Origin of the sequence: Gimesia sp. (assembly GCF_048262075.1) — a bacterium.
Taxonomy (GTDB): domain Bacteria; phylum Planctomycetota; class Planctomycetia; order Planctomycetales; family Planctomycetaceae; genus Gimesia.
In genome coordinates this window covers 12,675-35,721 of record NZ_JBLXFK010000014.1, presented here as the reverse complement: position 1 = coordinate 35,721, position 23,047 = coordinate 12,675, and the positions used below count along the sequence as shown (strand labels likewise).

Sequence of the window (23,047 nt, the reverse complement as noted above, 5' to 3'; positions counted from 1 at the left end):
AATATTCATGAAAATTCAATGACAACAAGGAATGTACACGCTCGTCCCACATCATTACCTCCAATAACGGCAGAACGTTGGAGTTGACACCTGTTTTTCACCAATTATTTTCGGAACCAGCAGAGTTTTCACATCGCTGGAAACAGGGATTTCGGAGACAGCAGAATCAATACAACCAGTATAAAAGATTTGATGCTGGCCTGGTTTCGGGACAGCACATACACTTTCAGGTTATTGTTCTGACAATGACACACCAGTCAATATTTACTGACTGGCAACGCGGAGACGAACCGTTTTGAGATCCAGAAGTGCATTGTTGATTTTGCCATCGCTGCGAACCGTCAGACGGGTCTTGCCACTGGGAACATTGAGCGTCCCGAGTTTGCGGCTCTGATATACATCCCAACTGCCTGTTGCAGCGACGGCCCAGATCAGTCGCTGACCAGCGACCTCCAGCTGCATCAGATTACCGGCGACTCCCTGTGGGCAGGCATATTCCAGGTAGACATCATATTTACCCGATTTCGGAACGTCCATTGTCCAAACGGCTCGGTCGTTTTCACTCTGCCAGTAACCCAGATTCTTATATTTATTTTCAAACTTCAGCGTTTGTCCGTAAATCTCAGCCAGTTGCGGAGTCAAAAAGTAATCTCCTCTCAGAGCTTCCGCTTCCACAACAGCAGGTGCATTACCGTTGAATGTTTTACGCGGTAATTCGATGGCGTTCAGATAGGCAATCACATCTGCCAGATTCTGGGGAGACATATCTTTCTCTAATCCCTCTGGCATCAGGGATTTTCCCGTACTGAGCAGTTCTTCCAGATCATTGCGTAACAGCGTTTTTGTTTTGCCATCATTTTGAACCAGAGTAATACTTTCCCCACTCTCCGCTGCGAGCAGCCCGTTAAAGGTCAGCCCGTTAACCGTGACTGCCAGGTAGCTCACATATTTATTTTCTATTGCCCGGTTCGGATCCAGTATCGCGGTGACTAATGCTCGATGTGACTTGTCAGTCAGAGCCGACAAATCCGGACCGATTGGTTTTCCTTCCTGATTCAGCTGATGACAGACAGAACAGCGTTTGACAAAAATCTGATGTCCCGACTCGGCATTCCCTTTGAGTTCTGAAACCACCGAATACTCTTCCACAACCTTCATACGATTGGAGTTCATGGATGAAGCCAGCAACCGTTCTGCCTGCTTGCGGATCTGGTTGTCTTTACTGCTCAGCAGGATCTGGCGACTGGAAGCATCGATCTCCGCAGGGAGAATGGTTTTCTGCTCGAGCGCCGTCAAGACGGATTGACTCCAGGCTCTGCGACTCAGCAGGGCGTTCAAGACTTCAGCACGTAAGCCAGGCCCAAAACTTCTCCAGCGTTCGAGTAAAATCTCCGGCGTCTGTGGATTTCCGAATTGGGTCAATGCCGAAACAGCAGCACTCTGAAGTTCACGTGAATTACGAGGAGAAAGCAGACCGGCCAGCAGTTCGAAATCCTCATCACGGTGTGCGAAACCGCGACCGAGCAATCGGAGTACCTGTTGGCGTTTTTGCACAGAAGCAGTTTCATCCTCAGCGATCGTTCTCGCCTCAGAAAAAAGGGGTTTCAGTTGATCAAGTACCACCTGTAACTGTTGATCGGATTTCTGATAAAACTGTGTCAGAGACTGATTTCGACGTCCCAGGGATTGAAGGAGAGTCGCAAGAGCCTGGAACTGCCAAGGCTCAAATGGCTTTCCGGCAGTTCGCTTCCCGACGACATTATAAATCTGCTTCAACGTCGCCTGATCGTTCTTCGCAACGGCCATCGCGACCAGAGCATTAAAGCTTTCCGCGGGAGGCTGTTTTCCGTTCAGTTCCTTGAAAAGTGCTGTTGTGAAGGAATCCAGGTGGGAACCAACCGAACTCAAAATTGCAGTGCGCAGATAAATATCCCGACCATGCCGTAACGCGAGTTGCGCCAAAGCAGCGCCGGCTTTCGGTGAATCCCATTCACCCAGTGAATAGGCAAGTTGCATTTGCACCTGGGGATCAGAGTCATCTACCATGCTCAGTAACTTCGAACCGATCTCTGGTGAGTCATTGTCGAAGCGTTCACCAATTCGAATTGCATGCCGACGTACTCCCGGATGTGAGTCAGCCAGAGCGGTGAGTACTACTTCCGCGGTGACCTCGTCTAATCCCTCCAGCACACACATCGCATGCAGTCGGGCCGTTGCTGCTTTGCCGTTTGAAACCATGCTCTTCAAACCTGGTACCGTGGAACGCAGCTTCTGACTGACCATCCATTGATGGGCCATGTCACGCTGTGTTCCGTTGGGACTTTCCAGTACCTGTACCAGCTCTGAATCTGTCAACTGATCCAGTCGGGGAACAGGACGCAGCGGCGTCCGATCTTTCACTATCCGATAGATTCTCCCCTGCTCTTTACCGGCACGCAGATCCAGTTTGGCCTGCATTTCCTCTGGAATCCACTGTGGATGCTCAATCACATGGCGATACATGTCTGCCACCCAGATCGCTCCATCAGGGCCGGTGCGTGCCATCGTGGGGCGAAACCAGTTATCCGTCGAAGCCATGAACTCCGAATCCTGTTCACTCTCTGCCCGCTGGCTGGTAAACGTCGTCCCTTTGGAAGTGACAATTTCCCGATGTACCAGATTATGGACTGGTTCACAGATAAACGAATTCCCGACAAAATCGGAACCCAGTAATTTATCCCGATACAAACACAGGCCACAAGCTGAGGTAATACGATTGACCTTATTGAAATCATTAAAGCGTACCTGCGTCCGACTGATGGGAAAAATAGTAGCCGCTCCCGGTCTGACTGAAACCTGGACTTTCGCATCCGGTGCAATCAAACTTTGATTGCGGCGGAGATAGTGATCAGCCAGTGCATAATGAAACGCAGGATTACTGTTGTTGCTGCCAAACCAGTTGCCCCAGTCATCTCGTTCCCGACCAAACTGAGTCTGCCCTGACTGAGGATCCATTAATCCGGAATCCGGCCTGATGCGTAAGTCACGACGTCCAAACGTCAGCTTCTCACCCGTTTTAACCGACAGTAGATTTCCGCCTGAGTCGCCGTTGGCCAGATAAACCCAGTTATCCAGGCCCCACCGCAGACCATTGACACGATGCTGCTGGTTCCCTTCACCAAAGCCGGTATAAAGCGATTCGCGCAGATCCGCTTTGCCATCTCCGTCGGTATCTTCAGCATAAAACACTTCCGGAGCCGTCGTCACAATCGCTCCCTTGCGCCAGGCCATGACACCAGTCGGATATCCCACCCCCTCAAGAAACAGGGTCGATTTATCATACTGGCCGTCACCATCAGTATCTTCCAGGTAGCGAACCCGCCCGGCAAATTTCCCGGTTTCATCCACTCCTAGCGGATAGTCGGCCATTTCTGTCACCCAGAGTTTTCCATCCGGTCCCCAGTCGAAAGCGACCGGATCCTGCACCAGGGGTTCAGCAGCAACCAGCTCTACATGGAATCCGGGTTTGACTTGAATGGTTTTGAGCGCTGCGGCAGGAGACTTGGGCTGAGGTCCCTGTAACTCCATTAATTCTTCAAACGACTTACCGGCGACAAGGTGTTTCAGTTTGGCAGTATCTTCATTTTGAACCCAGAGATGTTTCGAGTGAAACCAGGCACCATTATTCGTTCCGTTCCTGGATATGGCGGGAACCTCATCTGCCTCTTTTCTCTGCTTATTAAACAGCTGCTTCCAGCCCTCATCAATTGATTTAAACAGATGCAGCGAATAGCGACTCTCATTGGAAAAGAGCGTATCCTCGTAGCCATCTTCATTAATGTCCACAAACCGCAGCCCCGCATCACGACCATTCGCATCGACAAGCAATGTTGCTTGAGGAAGGGACCAGGCAAGTTGCTCCCATTGGGAATTTTTCTCAGACCACTTAAACACAGATTGTTGCTTTGGATTCGAGACAATCAGCTCGCACTGACCATCGTGGTTCAAATCGCGCAGGCGAAATCCCTGGTCGATGCCTTGCTTTTGAATAAAAAATGACGCGTCTCCTGTAGGTAAACCGGCCAGGAGTGATTTTTCTTCGACCCAGCTTTTCCCGTCAAACCGCCAGGCCCCGGATTCATCAGGAGTTATTGTGAACAGCACTACCTGGTCGTTCAAGATCCCAAAGCGACTGCGAATGGCCTGCGTACCGTCCGCTGCAGGCTTAGTAACCAGTTGCGTCGGAAAGCCACTTTCGATCCAGCTGTTTTGTTCAGGATTCCAGATTCGTGTTTTCTGTATGCTCTGATTTCCGATGACGACATCCATAAAACCGTCAAAGTTCAAGTCCAGCAGGCGCACCCCATTGTCAGCCCCCTGTTCATTTCGCAGCGGCTGTCCGGCCAGCAGGTTTTGATTCATACGCTCAAGCACTTCACGAAACGAGAGAAACTGAACCGCGGAACCATGTTTCTCTGTTGCATGATCAATCAACTTGATGACCTGCTCATTACTGATCCAGCCATGGGGATGAAAGACCAGATTGAACGTGCCCTGTTTGACTACAGTCGCATCCAGCACGGCGGTCCAGTCACGAACCGTCAATGGGTTCATTGGCTTCTGGCGATGCTGGGCCGACCAGTCACTGGGCGTTACGCAGGAGAATTCCCAGCACAGCCGCGAAATCGGATAGGGATAAGGATAGTCAAAGATCGTATTCACGAAACCCCGATCCACGGGAACATACTTCTCAATTCGTCCTTGACCATCCGGATCGACAACATACTCTTTTGGCAATTCCGGATCCTTGTCCGTGAATACATGAAATACTGAAGTATCGATCTGCAGGAAGTTTCCCTTAGGAGACTGACTGTTGAAGATCTCGGTAAAAAAGCGGGGACTGACCGTATTCAGGGAATCACAACAGGGCATGCGATAAGCAACAGGCTGACTGTGAGGGATCTCGTTCAACAGATCAACACAGCGATCCACAGTCCCTTTGGCTTTTTCAAAATCACGATCCTTCAAGAGTGGACAGGGATGATCATAGGTGTGTACCTCAATGCTGACCCCCTCTTGAATCCATTTCTGCAGATGAGGATCTTCCGGCTTTACGCGGCAGGTCATGATACTGACGCCCGCGTTCCCGTTGATTTCTTTGAGTCGCTCCAGGATGGGTCGCAGGTAAGTTTCGTACTTCTGAACATCACGCATGTCATCAATGGCAAGCACACAGACCGCTTTGACGGAAGGATCTCCATACCACTGCGGGGTTGTCAGCTTGGGAAAATGCTGCGACACATAATAGGGATCATCCTGATCCAGGTAGACCAGGCGATTACCGGTTTCGACGGTTTTCTCCGCTGCCCTCAGCGAGCAGGACAGAAAAAACAGAATGCTCAAAATCAGGACGGAAAGTTTCTGGATTCGATCCCGGTTTGAACACGCGGATTGAAAAACAGCTGTGACTGACAAAAGCATCTGTAAGTCTCCGGTAGGTATTAAATTGCCATACTGACTTAAGAGTCTGGTATTCGTTGAGCTTTCAGGAAACACTCTCCCTTTGAGTCTGGCTGCCTCATTGTGACGTGTCAACCAATCAAACCTTTTATTGTATACAATTTATACAATACCGCAGTTTTAGAGATTCCTGTCCCTGTGACACAAAACCCAAAATCGTGAACAATATCAGCATGTTTTATAATTCCCTGCGACCATAGCCAGAAACAATACCCCTCAATAAGAATTGCAATATTGTTCACAATAACACAGAATGGAGCAATCGAAGCGAAAACACAGCATCACCCCGTTTGAAATAAACCAGGAAACATCATGTCCCAGATCGAATCAGCCGCCAATCAGAGCCAGGACATTGTCGAGCAATTACGGATGGAGATCATCACCGGACGTTTTGAAGAAGGCATGCCGTTAAGAGAAGTCAGCCTGGCGGAACGGTTTCAGGTCAGTCGAGCCCCGATTCGCGAAGCGCTCAAACAACTGGCTCATGAAGGCATGGTGGAATCCAAACCCAACTGCGGTATGCGCGTGGCCCCGGCTTCCTCGGAATCGATGCAGGAACTGGTGATCCCACTCCGGCAGACGGTGGAATCGTTTGCTTTGAAGTCCATCTTCGCAGATTTGTCAGAAGCGGATTTTCACGAATGGGATGAGCTACTAAATGAAATGAGAGCCGCCTGCGAATCCAGAGACTATAGACAGCTCACGGAACTGGATATCAAATTCCATCAGTCGATCGTTGCCAAATCTCCCGAGCAGGGTCTGATGTCGATCTGGGTGACTCTTGTCTCTCGACTGCGTCGCCACTTCCTGGCAGGATTTCAGAAACCCAATGACCCGATGAAGGTCTACTACGAGCATGTCGCGATTGTGGCCATGTTTCGAACTGGCAAGCTGGAGCCATCATTACAGGCCCTGATTTCCAATATCGATTAAAAAAGCTCCCGCAGCCACCCGACAAAAAGTGACTATGGGAGCCCCTGATTTAAAGAATATTGGACTACAGAGAAGACATCTCTGTATAAGCATGGTCCAGTGCATTTCTCAATCGCCATGCCTGTTGTGAAACACAGTTCATCTGCTGCGACTCACTCAATGCATGTTTCATGTTCATGCGAATGGTAGCAGGCATGCTGTCTGTACTCTTGAGGACATCCTGCATCGTTTTCTGATAAAGCTGAGTCGTAGCGTGATAATCCCCACAGTTATAGAGATTAGCGCCCCGTGCCACCGCATGCTTGATCTTCTCGCGAGCTTCCGTCGCGCTGTACTTCTTACCTTCTGGAGGCATGATCACAGTATCGATGACATGAATCACCCCGTTGGAGGCATCCAGGTCTGTCATGAGCAGTTTGGCGTTATTAACTTTTGCAACTCCATCCACCACTTTGATCATCACAGGTTTACCCTGCAGCGTTTTCGCTTTACCTGCTTTCAAAGCGTCTTCCGAGTAAACCCGACCTGCGACGACATGATATTTCAAAATCGCGGCCAGTTTGTCTTTGTTCTCTGGCTTCAGAAGTGAGGCAATCGTCCCTTCCGGTAGTTTCGCGAAGGCATCATCTGTCGGAGCAAATACGGTAAAAGGTCCCTGCTCGGACAACACTCCCGCCAGACCGGCGGCCTTGGCTGCAGCGATTAAGGTTTTAAATTTCTCAGCTTCCACTGCCGTTGTGACAATGCTTTTATTGCTGGGAAAAATTACGGAATCAATCACGTGAATGATCCCATTGGAGCACATGATATCTGTCGCTTCGACTGTTGCTCCATCAATCTTTACACTTCCTTCTCCAGCCGCGATATCCACACGCTGGCCATTCAGAGTTTTTGCCCCTTTCAGTTTGACAACCTGACTGGCGGGCACTTCACCTGAGATCACGTGGTATTTCAGGATGGCGATCAGCTGATCTTTATTCTCCGGCTTCAATAAGGTTTCGACGGTACCGGCAGGTAATTTATTAAAGGCGGCATCCGTGGGAGCCAGTACTGAAAAAGGCCCGACCCCCTGTAATGCACCAACCAGATCAGCAGCTCCCAGGGCGGCGGCAAGTGTTTTAAAAGATCCTGCTTCCACAGCAGTTTCGACAATGTCTTTCTTTTCAGCGGCCTGAATCAGCGTGGCTGATAATGTGACAGCAAAAGCGGTGGCCACAGCCGCTGACTGCTTTAGCAAGTGGTTCATCAAACAAACTCCTTGGGTGATGAGAAATAATTGACTCGGTTTCTGAACTACTGGAGAGCATCGCATTTAACCATAACGTCTCTTGATCTATTACACCTGGTCCAAATGGACCTGGAGACGCTTCAGTTAAACTGGACACGGTCTTATGTGAAACATGAGTGGCCACTACAGTTTCCAAGCTAACAATACCTTAGAATGAGAAGGCTGTTTGACAAGCAGCGGTTTGCAAAGATTTCTGAAATGCGCGAAGAAGGATCTGAATCGAGCTTTAATCAGGGAGCAGAGCAATCCTCAGAAGGATTATTAAATACAGGTGTTTCCAACCCGTTCTGCTGTAAATCGGGATCTAATTCAGATTGGTGGCAGCGCTTCCAATAGGATGCCAGGAGTGAACTGGTGACTGCACTCCAGGGCCCAAAGACAGCAGACCCCAAAGCAATAACCGGGTTTTTCAAAACATTGACCGCCAGGCCAGTCGCCATTCCCCCATTCTGAATCCCCACTTCGAAAGCCACAGTACGACAGTCCCTGTGACTCAACTTCAGGCACCAGGCCGCCCAGTAGCCCAGCGTATAACCGGCTGCATTCTGACAGAGAGCTGCCGCAAATAATGCCAGTCCGACTGCAGCCAGTTCCTGCCTGGCAAGTGCGATCGTAATGGCGATGATCAGGCAGATCGAAAACATGGCAATACCCGGAAGTATTTTTTCCAACCTGTTCACAAACCGGGGAGCAAACTGATTCACAAACAAACCCAGCATAACAGGAACCAGAACCATGAAGAGAATCGAACGCATCATCGGTAACACAGGAATCGGCACGTACTGCCCTGCCCAGAACTCCATTAATAGTGGTGTCAGAAACGGAGATAGTATTGTGGAACAGGCCGTCATCGTGACAGATAAGGGGACATTGGCGCGGGCGATGTAGGCGATCACATTGGAAGTCACTCCTCCCGGGCAAGATCCGATCAGAATCAGTCCGGCAGCGACTTCCGTGGGCAGTTGAAATAGAACCACAAAAATCCATGCCAGAAAAGGCATGATCGAAAACTGGCAAATCACACCGATCAGTATCGCGCGAGGCATTTTTAATACTCGACGAAAATCGGCAAACGAAAGCGACACGCCCATCCCGAACATAATCACCTGCACCAGCGGCACAATTGCCTGACGTGGTTCCCAGCCCCCGTGATTCCAGTCATAGAGCCAGGGAAAATAATAGCCACTGACAGCAAACAGGAGCACCCAGAGAGTGAATGGAATTTGTATCAGGCGGAATAATTGCTGTTTCACGAAGCCAGTCCCTTCTTCCAGCTGAAACTGGTCCAGTCATTATTCTGTGTTACCATCTGCAGCCGTTGAGCCAACCTGTAGAGATGTGACTGGTAGAATCGACAAGCCACAGTCTTCCTTCCCGATCGAGTACACGACATACAGCTTGCCATCATACTCATGAGCATAAGGATAAGACCATTGCTTACTTTTCGCCAAACCTTTGAAGCGCGGGGCTTCTGATTTTCCATGGCGAATTCTCCACATCTGGCTCAGCGTGGACTCACCCGGCTGACTGACAGAAATCACCAGCGTATCTCTGTTTTTCAGATTGGAGACAAGGTACTGCTGTCCGGTACTAAGCGTTCCCAGGTACGCCTTGGCACGCGGCATCGGTAGATTGGCAGGCCGTGCGCTGGACCAGTTGCGGCCATTGTCCTGACTGATGGAAACCCAGGCCATTCCACCGCCCCCTCGAATAATCGCGCGGACATTCTTCCCGTCCACAGCAACGGTGGTCTCTGCAAAAGAGGGTGAAAGTTCAGGAGGGAAGGGAATCCGAACCGTATCCCAATGCAAAAGATCATCACCATGGCTAATGGCAACGACAGGCAGTCCATCCTGATCCTGTCCGCCGGTAATCAGATTCCCATCGGGCATCCGCACTGGTTCGTCATACGGCCAGCAGTTCTGCATGACAATGCCCTTTGATTCCCATTGATCCGTTTTTTCATTGAGCACAAACGCCTCACCCTGCAGACCGGGAAATCGCTTCGCCGGTCGACCCACTCCAAATCGACTACAGATCGTCCATAATTTCCCCTGATGTTTCAGCAGTACTCCATGGCTGTGTCGCTCGGGTCCTTCAAATCCCGGGCCAATCATTTCCAGCTTCGGCCAGGTCTTGCCGCCATCTATAGAACGCCTGCCCTGCAGCGTTTCATGCGGTCCATTCTCATTGGCCGGGCTGTTGGCCCAGTTCGCATATAAGACACCATTTAGAGCGATGATGGCGGCACCATGCAGAAATTTATAGCCATCTTTTTCAGCGCGATGAATTGTCTGATGAGTCATCTCCGGTACAAAAGGAATCTGATCCAGATCGGCGGGGACAGGTGGTCCACTCCACAGAGCAATCGGTTCTGGCAGTGGCTCCACTGCACCAGGACTCGGGAGTTGAGCCCCCCCTTTGATTTCCAGATCATCAATCAGGTACCAGGCATCGTTCGCCAGACGCGTCCCCGAAACCAGTGCCAACCCCGCCAGATCCAGATCACTGCGATAGGCGTGAAGAGTTCCGGTGGGAGAGTCTGGCAGTTTGAACTCTCCCGGTTTCGATAACCAGAAATCGATGCCAGATTGTCCTGCATCAACCAGGATACGCAGGCGATGCCAGATCGGATCTGTCGGATCTGTTGAGGGTTCCACGTCCTTTGAGATCACGCGCCACGAACGTGTGCGACCGTCATACTGTTGCAGTTTCCCATTTTGAATACACAGGTTCAACTGGCTGGCATCAGTGCCTTCCGGTTCGAAGGTCCACAGATTCAAAGAACGACCGGCACCGGGTGAAAATGCAAACGAAAGCTCAATCAACACTCTCTGTTGTGATTGAGAAAACGGTCTGATAATCGCCGTCAAACCTCTCGATTTCGAACGGACGCTTTTCAAAGCATGCTTCGATTCCCCTGCCCCCTGCGCAACGACCTTGACGTTGGGAGAAGTTTTCGGCAGAAAAACAGGCCAGCCCGCGGGAACCGCTCCGACCTGATCGGATTCAAATCCACTTTGATAAATCAGATCTTCGGCTGCGAATACCTGAAGCGGTAACAACAGCAAGAACAACAGGGCGAGTACAGGTTTCATATGAGGTTCTTTCAAAGTTAATTCGTTCGATTGAAGGTTTTCTGTATCTTACTCTAAATCAACCCCGCATTCAGCAACGCTTCCCGAATAGGACCTTTCTGGTCAATGGAAGTGACCGGCATCGGCGGACGGGGAATCCCCCCCTCGCGCCCCTGCAATTCCATGCAATAGCGGGTATTGGCAGGCAGGTTATCATCGAAAATGGCATTCCAGATGGGAAGCAGCTTTTCATGCAGTTCCAGTCCTTTTTTGTGATTGCCCGCCTGAACCGCGTCCCAGAGTTCGACACACAGAGTGGGTGCGGCAGTCAGTATCGCAGCGATAGAGCCTACCGCTCCCAGGGCGAAAGAAGGATACAGCAAGGCATCGACGGCCGACATGATCCGCGCACGATCTCCCGACATCAGCAGCAGGTCCGCCAGCAGTTTCATGTCCCCTGCACTTTGCTTGACACCAATCACACCTTCTACTTCATCGATGATCCGAGTCAGTAATTCAGGAGAGAGATACGTCCAGGGTACAACATTATAAATCATGATAGGTAATTCGGTAGCAGCCGCAATTTCATCGAAATGCCGAACCATCGCATCATCATTTGGACGGAAGACATAATGCACGGGAGTGACTTGAAGCGCAGCAACCCCCAAGTCTCTGACTGCCCGCCCCCGTTCAATCACGGCAGCGGTGCTGTTAGCAATGATGCCGGTAATGACGGGCACGCGCCCCGCAGCAGTATCAATGACAACTGAAGTAATCAGACGTGTTTCTTCGGTCGACAGGGTATGTCCTTCTCCCGTACTGCCACAAACCGCCAATCCGTGTACTTTGGCAGTCGCAATCAGATATTCCGTTTCTGTGCGCAAGGCTCCTTCATCTATCGAACCATCTGCTCGAAAGGGAGTGACCAGGGGAGGGATGATACCAAATAGCTCTTCGTACATTCGCGTGCTCTTTAATTAAAATGAAATGCCTGGGCGACAGGGAAATCCCCAAATCTGCAATCACAGACGTTGTGTTTCTTCGGGGATAATAAAATCGTAGGTTGTATTTTCTTTGGGCAGTGTCACACTTAATTTGACGGGAGCAAAGAGTGAATTATCTACATCAGCCGAGGAGGGTTGTGTTCCATCAGTAGCCATGATCAGAACCTGATGCGGTCCTCCGACATGCCCTTTTCCTTCACGAGTGTGAAATTGACCGTTCTCGATATCGGCTATGCCGGCAGGCCCCTTGTTTCCCTGTTGGTTATCAGGCTGGAGCAAAATCCGTCCGAAAGGAATCGGCTCTCCCTTGAATAACGCGGTCCCGGTCAGAGTAAATCGCTCAGGTCCCTCTTCAGCCGATTGACAGCCTGACAACAACATCAGACTGCAACTGGCTAAAGAAAGCTTCCACACCCATTGAACAGCCATGGCTATTGGAGCCCTCCCAGCGGCAGACCATCGGCCCGTTGTGCTAACTGGCGATAGACACTCAGATCTATATTTTCGCCAATAAAGTGCACGGAACCATCTGCCAGCGCGAAGTGAGCGCCCCCCTGATGCCAGCTGCCAAAACAACGCGTGTGCGTCCCGACGACAGCACCGATCCCGGCGGGATGATTTGTATAAGGACCATCGGAAGGAAAATAATCTACCAGTGGGGCATTGATCGGGTCTGTTGCACTCGCGACCACATTCACATGACTGGAACCACCGGCATTTCGTGTACTGGAGGCCCAGGTAAAGTAAGTGCCATACGGTGAATTTTGCCCTACTGCAAACCACCAGCGGGATTCCCCCACCAGAAAGGTATTCGATGTACCATCGATGACATCCCGCATCTTGACATTGGAATTGATAAACAACATGCCATTTTTGTAAAACAAACGACGATTACTGGCTGTTCCAGCCGTACATAAAGCCTGCGACTCACCACCGCCCCCCTGCACTCCTCGATAATTAGTATTTGGTTCACCGATAGCAGCATTCGGGTCCGTCGGGCACTGGAATTTGGAATTCGGACGAATCTGTTCCGATTCGTTTGTATGTGCCGATTCGTTAGCGATCCCGGCAAAGGTGCCTTCAAAGTTAAAGTTGTTGTAGCGGGGAACATCATCAAGGAACGGGAGAATCTGAATCGTCCAGGTCGCCCCGCGTCGAGCCGATCCCCCAGGCGGACAACTTGAGCTGGTCACAATCGACCCTGGTGGGAAACAGCGATGTGTCTCGTGATAGTTGTGTAAAGCCAGCCCGATCTGCTTCAGACGGTTCTTACAATCAGAACGACGTGCTGCCTCGCGGGCCTGCTGGACCGCCGGAAGCAGCAAGGCGATCAAAATCGCAATAATAGCAATAACAACGAGTAGTTCAATCAGCGTAAATCCACGACATTTCCTGGACATGAGCGAGCGCCTTTATTAAAAGGAGAGTCCGTGTGATTCATTTAAAAACACTGTATTAGGTCAAGTCTTTCATTCTACAAGTGGTTATAGTCGATACAATATTGCATAGATGCAGCCCGGCGCGCGAATTCACATAGTCTTGGAGACGGGAAAGTATGAAAATGACTCAGAGCCCGATGAAATCGGTTACCGAACTCCGGGCGACACTGGAAGGTTTTGCAGCGCGGTGTGCTGCGTTACAGATCAAACAGGGTAGTGATCCTAAACGCCTGCTCAATCAGTTTATCGATCTCAAACGGGCATCTGATGTAGGTAATTACCGGCAGTTTGCCACCGCAGATCGCCAGCTGCATCAAACGATTATTGAGCTGGCAGATGTCCCTGGTCTGAAACCATCCTGGCTGGCAGCTTTTGAAGCGCAGAATACATTCCGGATTAAAACCCTCGAACAATGCTGGCCTGATCTCGCGGTCCTGTTTGAATCACATCGTCCCCTGGTCGATGCGATCGCCTCCGGGTATCCCGAGGAAGCAGAAGAGGAAGCGCTGGCGCATCTGGATGCAGTCTGGTTTCGCCTGGCGGATGCGACTGACGATCAGTCTCTGCCTCGCGATCCTCTCTCTCGTGCATGTGCATTTCTGGCATTCCATTTTCATGAACCGATTCGCCTGCCGGAGTTGGCTCAGGAAATTGCCTGCTGTAGCCCAGGCCATCTGGCAAGGCTCTTTCACGACAAGCTCGGCTTGAGCTTCAGCGATTATCTGATTGAGCTCCGTATGCAGAAGGCGGCTCAGCTGCTTCAGCGTTCCGACAAACCGATTCAGGAAATCGCCCGCCGCCTGGGATACGCCGATCCATCCCGATTCACCATTCATTTTCGTCGTCGGTTTGGACAGCCCCCCCGTGAATTCCGTGCCTGTTTCACTCGTATCATAAACTGAATTTATTCTACATCTCATGATCAATCCGTTACTTGATCGAATTCAAATAAGCGAGCAGGTCGGCCATTTCCTGTTTGTTGATCTGCTTTTCCAGTCCTTCAGGCATGAATGACAGACGCGAGCTGATCAGCTCATCAATGTCGATTCGCAACACGGTATCACTCGTGCCATCCGCCCGGGCGATTGTAATGCTGTTGGCATTCTCTTCTTTGATCAGACCGGTAATCGTTCTCCCCTGGGTGGTCACCAGCAGGTACGTCACATACTGCGGCTTCACTTCGCGGTTGGGATCCAGAATGTTGAGCAGCACTGCTTCCGTACCTCGATCCTTAATCGCTTTCAGATCCGCTCCCAGTTGCACGCCGACATTCTCCAGGCGATGACAGGCCGAACACGATTTCTTGAAGACCAGCTTCCCGTGGGCCGCATTCCCCTTGAGTTTCAGAGAGGACTGATACTCTTTGATCACATCGGAACGCCCTGTCAATCGCTCATTATCAAACAGGGACTCCGCCATTTTCTTGACCGTTTTGTCCTGATTCGTCTTCAACAGTTGCACACGGTCAGGACCAATATCACCAGGATTGATATCGCCCGCCTTCACTGCCTCCAACAAACTGACCAGCCAGGGCTTACGGGAAAAGAGCGTCTCGACTGCACTCATTCGTAATTGAGGACTCAGGCCAGGCCAGGCTTCAATCAGCAGTTCCGCCACGCGATCATCGTTGATCAGCCCCAGCGCCGTGATCGCTCGCTGACGAACCGGCAAAGGCTGCTGCACCGAAAGTAACTCTTCAAAAACCGGTTGTGTCTCATTGAATGGCCCGATACTCAAAGTCGGAATCGCTGCCACGCGTGCTTTCACTGCCGCTTTGTCATTCGTTGCCTGGGCAATCGCTGACTGCATCATCCCTTTCAGCAGTTTCGCCGTATGATCACTGTCCGATTTGGCAATCACCTGCTTAGTCACTCCCGAGGCACGAGAGAGCAGATTCCGAAACAGAATTTCCGCCAGCTTCTGATGTGATTCCGGCAGAGCTTCGAGTGCAGCCAGCACCCGTTTCACATTGTCCGCTTCCTGCTGGGCACCAATCTGGACGGCTAACGCAACCAGGAACTGCTCGATCTGCTTCTCTTTAAGTGACTCGTTATTCTTGATCAAAATTTCGAAGACTTCACCAGCTCCCTGATCCAGCGAACTCTGCACCGCCATCCGCATCCACTGATTGGCAGCATGTCGTTTCAGCAGATCAGCCAGCGCCCCATTGCGTGCCGACGATTCAAAAGCTCCCAGCGAGAAAGCGGCCTGATACTGCACTTCGAGTGAAGGATGGGTCGCCAATGAAATCATCTGCTGCTGAATCGCTTTCGCATCAGCATACTGCTCGGCAATTTTCAATGACTGTTTACGGACCTGGAATTCTTTGTCTTGCAGCCCCTTCAGCAGCGTCGAAGAATCGAGTGACTTCAAAGCCTGCAGCGACCAGAGTGCCGTCGCCCGCGTAATTGGTTTGGTAGAACTGATCGCCAACTGCTTCAGGTCCCCAGAGATCGATGTATCCTGACGCTCATATAACAGTCTTTGCGCGGTATCGCGTGTCCAACCATTATCACTTTCAAGTAATTCAACCAGTTCCTGTGAACTGAGTTTTGTCAGATCGGTTTGCGCAGGCTGTTGAAATCCTTTCGGAACGATCCGATAGATTCGCCCCTTGTCCTGTCCTCCCACCGGATCCAGATGCTTAATCACCTCTTCCGGAATAAAAGGAGCCCCTTCGATTAATTCACGGTACATGTCCAGGACATACAGCGCGCCATCGGGCCCATTTTCAAATTGAACAGGTCGGAACCAGACATCCGTCGAAGCCAGAAACTCCGCATCCTGGTCAGCACGCGGAGCCACCAGCGACAATCCGTCCGGCTGGGGAGCAGCACGATAAACCAGATTATTCGCAGGTTCGCCCACAAACAGGTTTCCCTGATATTCAGCAGGCCACGCATCACCACGATAAACCGTGATTCCCGTCGCAGCGGTAAAGAAACCAGAAGGCTGACCCTTTTCGTAATCGCCACGCTCACTCGCTGCGCGGATCCGGGACCGCAGCACGCGCCACGGTTCCACCTGACTGATGCGCAGCAGCTTTGTGAACTTTCCACCGGGAGCAATCGAAACCGGAGCTGCCGGCGGTGCCAGGTAAGGATTACGGGCGATATAACGATCGTCGTACATCAGTACCTGCATCGGGATACTGTTCGCGCAGACAAACTCACGGTTCCAGTTCCCCAGGCTCATCCCATGCTGTCCGCCACCGGTCGTCAGTTCAATCGTGCGGGTCTCGGGATCCAGAATCACGCCCCGACCTTTGGTATTGTATGTCTTCTTGTTCTCCTCAGCGGCGAGAGTCACATTGCCGCCATCAATGCCTGTCGAGAAGTGGATTTTATTATCAAGGCCCCAGCGAAAGGAATTGATCATGCCTTCATCGCCTTTATCGCGACCGAATCCGGTCATCACAACTTCACGCACATCAGCAATACGGTCACCATCGGTGTCTTTACAATAATAAACGTAAGGTGGTGCCCCGACAAAGACGCCCCCTTTATAACTGAAGACAGCGGTTGGCAGAGTCATGTCAGACAGAAACGGATAGCTCTTGTCGAATCGGCCATCGCCGTCTGTATCTTCCAGCAGTTTGACCGAACTGTAGCCTTCCTGATTCGCATCGTTGTATTCCGGCATTTCCACAACGTAAGCACGACCGCGGGCATCAAAGCACATCGCGACAGGATCTCGAACCAATGGCTCTGCCGCCATCAGCTGAACCTCAAAATCAGGATGTATTTTGAATGACTTGAGCGCCTCTTCCGGTGTGCGGGGCAGAATCCGAGGCATCTCTGCTGAATAATCGACCTTGGGTTTCGTCTCCGTCTTGTCTGCCGATTGAGCTGTGATCGTTAAACCAATCATCAAAACAAAAAACAGACCAAAAACCAAAGCAGTGGTGCGAAAACGAGAGGTCGGAACAAAGGCAGGCATGAATCAATCCTGTTGAAGGCTCAGGAGGCGGGAAAGGGGCGTTATTTAACATCCCTAATTTATAAGTTTTCTGCATTATAAAGCAGGTATCACGGCAAGTTGAAGCATGCGATGCAGAAACTGACCCATTTTCCACAAATCAGTATCCGCTGATCTATCTCACTATTGATAGCGGAAAAGCCGTTAGTCCTCCATCAGCAGATTCAGCTCCGCCTGCATCTGTTTGACCGTCTCTTTCGCAGCCGGATCGTTGATCAGGTTCTGCATTTCATAAGGATCACGCTGCATATCGTAGAGTTCGTTCATCCCTTCCAGTTCGTTGAATTGAATGTACTTCCAGCGCGGCGTGCGAACCGCTTTGTACCCCATTTTGACCAGGCGCGGAAACACGGTATCGCTGTTGTACTCTACCAGGAATGATTGACGCCAGTCCGCCGGATGCTCACCTTTAAGCAACGGAACCAGACTGCGACCGTCATACTTCTGATCCGATTCTACCTGAGCCAGATCCAGCATCGTCGGAGCCAGGTCCACACTCACAGCAAATTCGTCAATCAGCGTCCCCGCTTTGATCAGAGGAGGATAGCGCACCAGTAATGGCACACGAATCCCTTCTTCATAAGGTAGCCGCCGTTCGACACTCAAACCATGCTCGCCATACCAGTACCCGTGATCGCTGGTGAAGACAAACACGGTGTCGTCGAGTTTCCCCTGCGACTCTAACAGCTTGCAAAGCGAACCCACCCCTTCATCAATGCCAGCCAGCATCCGCAGACGATCACGGATCACTTCATCACTGGTCCCCGTCTTCTGACTTAAAGGCGGCAAACCGGGTACACTTCGTTTTAATGCCTGTTTGCCTTCGAGCGTATCCACCACATTCAGGCGACGCGGAATCGCATCATTGTTATACAATTTTTCGTGCCGTTTGGCGGGCATGAACTTCGCTGCGGAGGGATCTGTTATACTGCCATCATCACGTTGCGTCAGTTCCGGATGCAATGCCTTGTGCGCGATGTAAATACAGAACGGTTTCTTACCCTGCTTTTTGACGAATTCATTCACCTTCTGATTCAGAGCATCCGTCGTATGCCCTTTGAACTGAATTCGCTTGCCATTGACATTCAACGTCGGATCAAACGACGTTCCCTGCCCCTTCATGCTCACCCAGTGATCAAATCCGGGGCGAGCCGTATCATCATTGCCCATATGCCATTTTCCGACATAGGCAGTTGCATAACCGGCCTTCTGGAGTTCCTGTGGAAATGTTTTCAGCGTATGGCTGTGTTCGCTGCGGTTGATGTTATCGAAAATACCATGGTTGTGGGTGTACCGCCCCGTCAACAGACAGGCCCGCACGGGAGAACAGAGAGGCGTCGAACAGAAAGCATTTCGAAAGCGAGCCCCTTCGCGGGAGATCCGGTCAATATGAGGCGTTCGCACAAACGGATGCCCCATGCAACCCAACTCGTCCCAGCGCAGGTCGTCCACCAGAACCACAACGATATTAGGCTGCGCGAGAGCTGCTGAAGCAGATCTTACACTCAGACTCAAGCAGGCCACCAGACAACACCAGACCAGAGTCTGCAGCATGACAAACCGGGGAATACGTTTCACGAAAACTGCTCCTGGTTGAGATTCAATAATCATCGTCTGAGCACACTGACGAACAGGTTGAAACTTCAATGTACCAGACTGCACGGGTGAATCAAGTAAACTGGCAGCTTTGATGAATCAGGAACCTGACCGTAATCATACCTGAGCTTCCCGACCTCGGACACCGGCAGGCCGCCACAAAACTGTACATACACACCAATAACCCCCTGCAGGTCGTACCGGTTATACGGATTGCTCTCATCAGACGGCCCTTGAAATCCCTGTTGCAGTTCGAAACGGGAGAACGGGTTTATCATGCATAATCCGAACAACCGATCAGAGAAGAGGATTCATATACTTTTCTTCACAGCCAGGATCTCAGGATGAGACAGTGGTTTCACAAATTGATCTGCCTCTGCTTTGCGGTGACGATTCTCGTACAGACGATCATTCCCTGCGCAGCCTGCTGCTGCCAGCATCACGATCACGACGAACATCCCCTGCATCGGGAGACCACTCATGCCTGCCACCATCATGATCAAGCTGATCCGATTGTTGAACCCGCTCATCAGATTCCCGACTCACACTGCCCGTTTTGCGTTTGTGGTGTGAAGCGAAATCTGGTCCTGACTCCGAACAAAATACATCGGTTAGAGAACCCGAACAGCTTCTGTCCAACCAGTCTCATCATTCTCAGCGATCAACCGCTTGATATCACGATGCATCAGGGTTGGCAGAAAACGGACACTTTAATCAGGCAACCCTCCATCGTCACAGCCTTGGGGAGGCAACTCATTTAAAACGGGCACAACAACATTAGTGTGTTGGTTGCAATTTTATTTCCCCAGTAAGTAACGATGTAAGGAATCTTCCATGATTCATTCAAGACTGATCCGGCTCTGCATGGTCCTGCCATGCTCTTGCTTAGTCTCCTGTGCCCATTTCAGTGAAACGTCGGCCACAGCTCACAAAACGCCTGTAAAAATTGATGTCGCTCAGCAGGAAGACATTCCTGAATCGCTCAAAAACACGACTCAGAAGAATGTTTTAAAGTCAAACCAATCCGCTGATGCGCCCCGGAAAGAAGTCACCGAAAACAACAGAACACAACACGTTGATGAGGACATCATCATTCCACTGGACGATATTTCCAGTGACAGCGATCAACTCCTGCAGACAGGTTTCCAACCCAAGAGCACAACCATCCCCCCTGCTCCCGGAGTAGGCACGACTGGAAAAACTTCGGCTGAGCCGGACCTGATCTCTCTGACTCTCGATCTGGACAGCCTGCTGCAGATGGCGATGGAATCGAACCCTACGCTCGCGGAAGCAAATGCGGTCGTCTATAAAGCCGAGGGAATCAAAACCCAGGTCGGCCTGCGTCCTAACCCTGTCATCGGTTATTCCGGAAATGAAATCGGAAACGATGGCCGCGCCGGTCAGCAGGGAGCCTTCTTCAGCCAGACCTACGTGAGAGGTAACAAGCTGCAGCTCAACCAGGATGTCGCCCACCATGATGTGCAGGCACTTTCCTGGGAACTGGAAGCCCAGCGATTTCGCGTCAGCAACGATGTCAAGTCTCAGTTCTATGCCACCCTCGGTGCCCAGAAACGACTGGAAATCACTTTGAAACTGGAGAAAGTCGCGGATGCCGGCGTCGAGATTGCTCAAGCGCTTTTTAAAGCTGGCCAGGCCGCTCAGCCCGATATCCTGCAGGCCGAAGTCCAGTTGGGAGAAGTCCGCATCCTTCGTCAGAACGCCGAGTACGATCTCGAATCTGCCAAACAACAGTTAGCGAGCCTCGTTGGACATGAAGACCTTTCCTACTATTCATTTACCGGAGAACTAGACGTCGATACCGTAAAATGGAACTGGGACGAGGCCTACAACAACCTCGTCGCCAACAGTCCGGAAATCCAGGCGGCTTGTGCACAAGTCAATCGAGCCCGCGCCCAGATCGCCCGCCAGGATGTTCAGGCCATCCCAAATATCCTCGCCCAGATCGGTGCCGCCCATGACAACGCCACGGGATCAGATATCGCCAATGTACAAATCGGTCTCCCCATCCCCATCTTCAACCGCAACCAGGGGAATATTGAAACCGCCAACTCAGAATATCATCGCGCCGTCAAAGAAGTCGAACGCCTGCAGCTCTCTCTCAAAGTTGAACTCTCCAAAGCTTTCCGCGATTACAAGAAATCACTGAAACAGGTCGAACGTTATCGGGAAGACATCCTGCCCCGCGCCCAGAAAAACCTCGATCTTACCACTCAGGGTTACGAAAGCCAGCAATTTGACTTCCTGCGTGTCTTGACCGCACGTCGCACCTACTTCGAAACCAACATCAGCTATGTCAATTCATTGATCAACCTGAGACAGTCCGAAGTCGGCGTCAATGGCATGGTCCTCTCGGGTGGTTTAAACAGCGTCCAGGATATCTCCCAGGGAGTGGGTGGCACCAGCAACCGCGGACAGGCCCTCAGCGGACAGTAGCCTCAGCCCCCCACATCGACACGGCCAGGTCAACACATCAGACCTGGTCGTGAATCTTCATCGCTGTCCTCTGTCTCATCCTTACCACCCTATTTAAAAACAACTGTATAAACCGGACTTGACGCCATCGCGCCACTCGCGATTATGCGTCTAACTGAGTCGCGCGCGTGCCCAGTTTACAGAGCACTGAAACACGCGCCACTTGTTCCGACTCTTCACTAAGAATAAGCCTGTTTTTTCCAGATTATCAGTTCGCATATCAACACCCGTTCGTGGTGTATGCCTGCGGGTCGCCGCACTTCGCAGCCCTTCGTCCCGGCACCACCTCGACATCGCAAAATATCGTCCCGGTATCAACCCATATCGCCACATTTTATTGTTCATCCCTCTTGACCTCCCACCGCCCTTCCACAAAATAATCACCATGTAATGAACCACAGAAACGAGCCACCAGACCAAACCCACAACAATCCCAAAAACTCAATGTGCTCTCAGACGTACCAGCAAAGCAGAGTGGGCTCGAACTCAATTCGGGCCGAGCGCAGCGAACAGGAAGTCACAGTTACCACGTTCCTGCCAGAACCGAATTCCCCATCCCCACTTCACACGGCCGGACGAATTACTTTCCCGATCGGGTGGCACTTTTGGGCTCGTCCAACAGGGACTGTGAAAAGCCCCCATCACCTGAATCACAAAGTATTATAAAAGAAGTATCCCCAGTCCCCGCAGATGAAAATCCCGCACCACTGAAGTTGAATAACCAGACTTAATAAGTGCCTACGCAATTCACCGTAGAACATCTCGGATTAGCCGCAGGGCATTAGACCCGGTTCGTTACCCGACCGAAATTGACATAAACCGTGGCTAACGTCGTACGGCTGATGTGAAAGAAACGGATGGCCCCGGATGCAATCCGGGGTTGTCGTAGACAACAGGAAACTGTCAGGGCAATCACACAATTCAGAACAACATATCCCACCTGTCCATCATACGGCGCCCCAAGTGTCCGCCTGCCTGGTGAGTATCGCCCCGGTATCACATACAATGGGATCAGAATGAAACATCTCAATCAGATTTTTCTACCACGAAAAACACGAAACCACACGAAAGTAATAATGGGTAAGCCCGGGATTAAAGGGGTCAGGAGTCGTTTTATTGACTCCTGACCCCTTTTTTTATTTAATCTATTTGTTACTAAAAAAGTAAATATTTTCTTATACTGAGGGCAACAATATGCTGATCTATGAATATTACAAAAACCTCGATCTAACATCTTTAAGTCCATTTTTTGACAATACAGATTCTGAGCGAGCAAAAAATATATTCTATACTGAAGCAGTAACAGCATTTGTTCACAAATCTGAAATGGAAGAGCTAGATGTTCCCCTGTTACTTAAAGTGTGTGGACAACCTGACGAACTCATCCATTTTGAAGATTTTGATGTTTGGACATATTCATGGTACGGTCGGCATGGGCCTGGGCTCTTTTTGTCATTCACGCCGTTTAAAATACAGTCGAACACAGTCCATTTTTTAAATAGAGATGAATTGGAATCATTAAAAATTGATGAAATAGAAATTATAAATAAATATGCAAAGAAGCATAAAATAAAGTTATAATGAACCAAAAAAAAAGTGAAGCGATTTATAAAAAGCAAAAGCAGTGACTATTCCTACCAAAAATATCACAAGATAGGAGTTTCTCAAGAGGTGGACGAAATATAGAGGCAAACCGAAAAATCCCATAGGGGAAATGATGTTACTGAAATTTTAAACGAA

14 protein-coding genes are annotated in these 23,047 nt (G+C 50.6%); 5 read left to right on the top strand and 9 right to left on the bottom strand.

Annotated elements, in window-relative coordinates; genetic code table 11:
• Nucleotides 1-264 precede the first annotated feature (264 nt).
• Complete coding sequence (locus ACN0YH_RS22485; RefSeq protein ID WP_417381841.1) at nucleotides 265-5,460, bottom strand: PVC-type heme-binding CxxCH protein; 5,196 nt, start codon at nucleotides 5,458-5,460, stop codon at nucleotides 265-267.
• Between the two features lie 351 nt (nucleotides 5,461-5,811).
• Between ACN0YH_RS22485 and ACN0YH_RS22480 the strand changes: the two genes are divergently transcribed.
• Nucleotides 5,812-6,432 (top strand): GntR family transcriptional regulator, encoded by a 621-nt coding sequence (locus tag ACN0YH_RS22480; RefSeq protein WP_417381840.1) that lies wholly within the window; start codon nucleotides 5,812-5,814, stop codon nucleotides 6,430-6,432.
• Between the two features lie 64 nt (nucleotides 6,433-6,496).
• On the opposite strand, the gene ACN0YH_RS22475 is transcribed toward ACN0YH_RS22480, so the two are convergent.
• From ACN0YH_RS22475 to ACN0YH_RS22450, 6 genes are all read right to left on the bottom strand, one after another.
• The gene (locus tag ACN0YH_RS22475; RefSeq protein WP_417381839.1) at nucleotides 6,497-7,678 is read right to left on the bottom strand and encodes a fasciclin domain-containing protein; all 1,182 of its coding nucleotides are present in this window, start codon (nucleotides 7,676-7,678) and stop codon (nucleotides 6,497-6,499) included.
• 272 nt (nucleotides 7,679-7,950) lie between these two features.
• On the bottom strand, nucleotides 7,951-8,973 hold the full coding sequence (locus ACN0YH_RS22470; RefSeq protein WP_417381838.1) for a bile acid:sodium symporter family protein: 1,023 nt from the start codon (nucleotides 8,971-8,973) through the stop codon (nucleotides 7,951-7,953).
• Between the two features lie 39 nt (nucleotides 8,974-9,012).
• Nucleotides 9,013-10,818: an exo-alpha-sialidase gene (locus ACN0YH_RS22465; RefSeq protein WP_417381837.1), complete on the bottom strand. Its 1,806-nt coding sequence runs from the start codon at nucleotides 10,816-10,818 to the stop codon at nucleotides 9,013-9,015.
• A 53-nt stretch (nucleotides 10,819-10,871) separates the two neighbouring features.
• Entirely contained in the window at nucleotides 10,872-11,759 is an 888-nt protein-coding gene (locus ACN0YH_RS22460; protein WP_145226059.1) for a dihydrodipicolinate synthase family protein, read from the bottom strand.
• 60 nt (nucleotides 11,760-11,819) lie between these two features.
• Nucleotides 11,820-12,230: a hypothetical protein gene (locus tag ACN0YH_RS22455; protein ID WP_417381836.1), complete on the bottom strand. Its 411-nt coding sequence runs from the start codon at nucleotides 12,228-12,230 to the stop codon at nucleotides 11,820-11,822.
• A gap of 2 nt (nucleotides 12,231-12,232) precedes the next feature.
• Nucleotides 12,233-13,201: a DUF1559 domain-containing protein gene (locus tag ACN0YH_RS22450; protein WP_417381835.1), complete on the bottom strand. Its 969-nt coding sequence runs from the start codon at nucleotides 13,199-13,201 to the stop codon at nucleotides 12,233-12,235.
• 155 nt (nucleotides 13,202-13,356) lie between these two features.
• Between ACN0YH_RS22450 and ACN0YH_RS22445 the strand changes: the two genes are divergently transcribed.
• On the top strand, nucleotides 13,357-14,142 hold the full coding sequence (locus ACN0YH_RS22445) for a helix-turn-helix domain-containing protein (RefSeq protein ID WP_417381834.1): 786 nt from the start codon (nucleotides 13,357-13,359) through the stop codon (nucleotides 14,140-14,142).
• Nucleotides 14,143-14,170: 28 nt separating this feature from the next.
• Here ACN0YH_RS22445 and ACN0YH_RS22440 read toward each other — a convergent pair whose 3' ends face one another.
• The gene (locus ACN0YH_RS22440) at nucleotides 14,171-17,179 is read right to left on the bottom strand and encodes a PVC-type heme-binding CxxCH protein (RefSeq protein WP_417381833.1); all 3,009 of its coding nucleotides are present in this window, start codon (nucleotides 17,177-17,179) and stop codon (nucleotides 14,171-14,173) included.
• Nucleotides 17,180-17,362: 183 nt separating this feature from the next.
• Complete coding sequence (locus ACN0YH_RS22435; RefSeq protein WP_417381832.1) at nucleotides 17,363-18,796, bottom strand: sulfatase; 1,434 nt, start codon at nucleotides 18,794-18,796, stop codon at nucleotides 17,363-17,365.
• Nucleotides 18,797-19,158: 362 nt separating this feature from the next.
• Between ACN0YH_RS22435 and ACN0YH_RS22430 the strand changes: the two genes are divergently transcribed.
• The 3 genes from ACN0YH_RS22430 to ACN0YH_RS22420 all read left to right on the top strand — a co-directional run bounded on the left by ACN0YH_RS22430 (nucleotide 19,159) and on the right by ACN0YH_RS22420 (nucleotide 22,888).
• A complete protein-coding gene (locus ACN0YH_RS22430; RefSeq protein WP_417381831.1) occupies nucleotides 19,159-19,575 on the top strand; it encodes a hypothetical protein in 417 nt (138 codons plus the stop codon).
• Nucleotides 19,576-19,648: 73 nt separating this feature from the next.
• Nucleotides 19,649-21,268 carry a TolC family protein gene (locus ACN0YH_RS22425; RefSeq protein WP_417381830.1) on the top strand — a complete coding sequence of 540 codons (1,620 nt, stop codon included), beginning with the start codon at nucleotides 19,649-19,651 and terminating at the stop codon, nucleotides 21,266-21,268.
• Nucleotides 21,269-22,501: 1,233 nt separating this feature from the next.
• Entirely contained in the window at nucleotides 22,502-22,888 is a 387-nt protein-coding gene (locus ACN0YH_RS22420) for a hypothetical protein (RefSeq protein ID WP_417381829.1), read from the top strand.
• The last annotated feature ends 159 nt before the right edge of the window (nucleotides 22,889-23,047 follow it).

What these genes read in the sequence shown, in the direction of transcription:
- ACN0YH_RS22485 (WP_417381841.1), bottom strand. Translation starts at nt 5,460, where the DNA reads ATGCTTTTGTCAGTCACAGCTGTTTTTCAATCCGCGTGTTCAAACCGG.
- ACN0YH_RS22480 (WP_417381840.1), top strand. Translation starts at nt 5,812, where the DNA reads ATGTCCCAGATCGAATCAGCCGCCAATCAGAGCCAGGACATTGTCGAG.
- ACN0YH_RS22475 (WP_417381839.1), bottom strand. Translation starts at nt 7,678, where the DNA reads ATGAACCACTTGCTAAAGCAGTCAGCGGCTGTGGCCACCGCTTTTGCT.
- ACN0YH_RS22465 (WP_417381837.1), bottom strand. Translation starts at nt 10,818, where the DNA reads ATGAAACCTGTACTCGCCCTGTTGTTCTTGCTGTTGTTACCGCTTCAG.
- ACN0YH_RS22460 (WP_145226059.1), bottom strand. Translation starts at nt 11,759, where the DNA reads ATGTACGAAGAGCTATTTGGTATCATCCCTCCCCTGGTCACTCCCTTT.
- ACN0YH_RS22455 (WP_417381836.1), bottom strand. Translation starts at nt 12,230, where the DNA reads ATGGCTGTTCAATGGGTGTGGAAGCTTTCTTTAGCCAGTTGCAGTCTG.
- ACN0YH_RS22450 (WP_417381835.1), bottom strand. Translation starts at nt 13,201, where the DNA reads ATGTCCAGGAAATGTCGTGGATTTACGCTGATTGAACTACTCGTTGTT.
- ACN0YH_RS22445 (WP_417381834.1), top strand. Translation starts at nt 13,357, where the DNA reads ATGAAAATGACTCAGAGCCCGATGAAATCGGTTACCGAACTCCGGGCG.
- ACN0YH_RS22440 (WP_417381833.1), bottom strand. Translation starts at nt 17,179, where the DNA reads ATGCCTGCCTTTGTTCCGACCTCTCGTTTTCGCACCACTGCTTTGGTT.
- ACN0YH_RS22430 (WP_417381831.1), top strand. Translation starts at nt 19,159, where the DNA reads ATGAGACAGTGGTTTCACAAATTGATCTGCCTCTGCTTTGCGGTGACG.
- ACN0YH_RS22425 (WP_417381830.1), top strand. Translation starts at nt 19,649, where the DNA reads ATGATTCATTCAAGACTGATCCGGCTCTGCATGGTCCTGCCATGCTCT.
- ACN0YH_RS22420 (WP_417381829.1), top strand. Translation starts at nt 22,502, where the DNA reads ATGCTGATCTATGAATATTACAAAAACCTCGATCTAACATCTTTAAGT.